Origin of the sequence: Aphanizomenon sp. UHCC 0183 (assembly GCF_009712065.1) — a bacterium.
GTDB classification, from domain to species: domain Bacteria; phylum Cyanobacteriota; class Cyanobacteriia; order Cyanobacteriales; family Nostocaceae; genus Dolichospermum; species Dolichospermum heterosporum.
The window spans coordinates 14,149-16,627 of record NZ_VILC01000144.1 but is presented as its reverse complement, the minus strand read 5'-3'; the positions used below and the strand labels follow the sequence as shown (position 1 = coordinate 16,627).

At 38.4% G+C, this 2,479-nt stretch carries 4 protein-coding genes; all 4 read right to left on the bottom strand.

Features of this window, described 5'->3' with window-relative positions:
* Window positions 1-74: 74 nt before the first annotated feature.
* The 4 genes from FJR37_RS25165 to FJR37_RS25150 are packed head-to-tail and all read right to left on the bottom strand — an operon-like array spanning window position 75 to window position 2,198.
* Window positions 75-569 (bottom strand): DUF3368 domain-containing protein, encoded by a 495-nt coding sequence (locus tag FJR37_RS25165; RefSeq protein ID WP_027401496.1) that lies wholly within the window; start codon window positions 567-569, stop codon window positions 75-77.
* A complete protein-coding gene (locus tag FJR37_RS25160) occupies window positions 553-807 on the bottom strand; it encodes a UPF0175 family protein (protein ID WP_039200685.1) in 255 nt (84 codons plus the stop codon). The genes FJR37_RS25165 and FJR37_RS25160 overlap by 17 nt, the downstream gene beginning before the upstream one ends.
* A 41-nt stretch (window positions 808-848) precedes the next feature.
* A complete protein-coding gene (locus tag FJR37_RS25155; RefSeq protein ID WP_168467426.1) occupies window positions 849-1,643 on the bottom strand; it encodes a serine protease in 795 nt (264 codons plus the stop codon).
* 6 nt (window positions 1,644-1,649) lie between these two features.
* Window positions 1,650-2,198: a COP23 domain-containing protein gene (locus FJR37_RS25150; protein ID WP_052149813.1), complete on the bottom strand. Its 549-nt coding sequence runs from the start codon at window positions 2,196-2,198 to the stop codon at window positions 1,650-1,652.
* Between the last annotated feature and the right edge of the window lie 281 nt (window positions 2,199-2,479).

Genomic DNA, 2,479 nt, shown 5'->3' with positions numbered 1-2,479 from the left:
TGCCCTTGCTATTTGCGGCTGTACCAGTGCGATTGATACCCCTATCAGTGCTGCTGGAATTGTGTATTTATGATTCATTTATTTGTCTCCTCCTTCAAAATTTGAGATAATAAACTTGGTGCAATATGAAAACCAGCTTCTTCGCGTAACTGGTTAATCACCAATGGAAGTGAAGAAATCTGTCCATTGCGTGATGCACGTATAACTACACCTAATATTCCTGTCACTTGTAAACCGAAACTTTTGGCAATTCTTCTCCCATCTCGTTCATCTAAAATTATCCAATCTGCATCTAGCAACAATGCAAGTGCAATTGCTTCTGCTTCACCTCTATCTAAATCTCGCTGTAATAGCTGTACCAAAGATGGATTATTAACCTCCCGCACTTGAAGCCATCCTTCAACTAGAGCTTCTCGCAGATGATCAGAACCCGGTAGCATTTCTTCTACCCGCAATTCTTCCAATACAGCCTTTGGTATCAGTATCTCGCCAAATTGCTGGCGTAATAAGTCTAGCTGATCTATAATTGCCAGATTCAACAGTGGCGAAGTATTACTGATCACTGGCATAGTTTAAATCATCCTCCAATTCTGCCAATTCATAATGCCGATTAATCTCTCGTTCTCCTAATAATTTCCCAAATTCATATTTTCCCATAGAAGCTAACTCTCTAGCCTTACCAAAAGATAATAGTTCTTGACTATAGAGAGCCAATGCTAATTCAACCAATAATTCCTGTTCTATACGTTTTTCCGGTAGTCGGATTGCTGCAATTACAGAATCGGGAATAGACAGTTGTACACTCATAATTGTTTACCCATCAATTAATTAAATTACTGATATTTTAATTATCTATGAAAATCCGAATTAGATATCTCGAATTTCCCCATCATTTGCACTACTTGATCTATTGGTATAGCCCAACTCAAACCCACTATTTCCTGATGTAACTTTTCCTCTGCTTGCGAACCATCAATAAACACAGAGGGAGTATCCCATAAAGGATAAGCGTGCATCCCATTTACACCCACAACCTCACCCTGTTTATTCAATAAAGTACCGCCACTCATTCCCTTTTCCAAATGATTTGTATATCCCACCTGATAACCAGCTTCTAAGGCTTTTGATAACACCAAAGATACCTTACCACCAATAAATACAAAGCTGATTTTTTCGCTTTCTTCCTCCATAGGAAACCCGGCAATAAATACCTGATCTCCTATTTTGGGAACAGTACCCAAATTTGCAACAGAATAGATTTTTTTAATAGTCGAAAATTGCAATATTGCTAAATCATAATTCTGAAAATTTACATTTTTTTGTACATCTGCTTGATAGATTTCCCCATCTGGTGTTTGAATACGATAAGGGGGGTTATCTGCTCGTAAAACATGGGCATTTGTTAATACTGTATAAACTGAATTTTGTTTATTTAGTAATATTCCTGAACCCAAAAAATCTGTTGATAATATCTTGACAGTAATAGCCGCCGCTTTTTCCTGCAACTGTGCCACTGATAATGGAATTGGCGGTTGTATAATGCTAGTTTGTCCAGCAGAAATAGTGATACTTGCTGCCGAACTTGAAAGCAACATTGACAAACCGCCAATACAGGCGACAAATTTTAATATCCGCCAAGTCATGTTAATTTAATCCGGTTCAACAGTGGCATTATCGAGGTAAAGCTGGAAATCAATATTAATTGTGTCACCTGCACTTTCATTGAGTGTATTACCAGCAGCCAAACCCCGACGGTCTAAGAGTCTGCGGAGAGTAGCACTGGGATTAACTCCACGTTTGAGAGTAAATAATAAATTATTACTTGTACAAGCAGTATTTTGGCTAGTACCAGCACAAACAACTGGTTCACCTCTCAGCGTCCCAGTGGTGATATTTTTCAGAGTACCGTTGTCATTACTCCTTTGAAATCTGCGCGATACTTCGTCACAACGACGTTGAGCAGTCCAAGGTGGTGGAAAGTAAGCATTAGAAGTCCAGCGAACTATTGTTACTTTTCTACTATCTTGAGTACGGACAAAGGTAACAGGTATACCTTTACTTTTGCCACAGTAAAAGGTCTCACCTTTAGCGTGGCTGGGTTGGTTGGTAGTCGCAATTGTCGTTAATGCTGTCAAGGAAGCGAGAATGACAGTTTGTGTCACCCCTATCCACCCTTGACTAAATAACCTTTGTTTCATAACTTTAGGTAATTTTTGTGATATTGATTTAATACTGTTCCCATCACTAATTATATCTAAACGCGGACAAGTTTGGGCAACTCACAGACTAATTTATATTCAAAACGTCTTAGATCCCACATTCCGCACTTCATTGTGTAGTACAGGCACGAGTGTAATAAGTAGCAGAAGTAGTTTCAAGTTTCCTCAATTCAAGCAACATCACTTTGCTAATAACAAGATTACGCTGTCTAAAATAGAAGATGTAAGTAATTGGACAAAAATATTTACAGTCATTGCGA

What these genes read in the sequence shown, in the direction of transcription:
- FJR37_RS25165 (WP_027401496.1), bottom strand. Translation starts at nt 569, where the DNA reads ATGCCAGTGATCAGTAATACTTCGCCACTGTTGAATCTGGCAATTATA.
- FJR37_RS25160 (WP_039200685.1), bottom strand. Translation starts at nt 807, where the DNA reads ATGAGTGTACAACTGTCTATTCCCGATTCTGTAATTGCAGCAATCCGA.
- FJR37_RS25155 (WP_168467426.1), bottom strand. Translation starts at nt 1,643, where the DNA reads ATGACTTGGCGGATATTAAAATTTGTCGCCTGTATTGGCGGTTTGTCA.
- FJR37_RS25150 (WP_052149813.1), bottom strand. Translation starts at nt 2,198, where the DNA reads ATGAAACAAAGGTTATTTAGTCAAGGGTGGATAGGGGTGACACAAACT.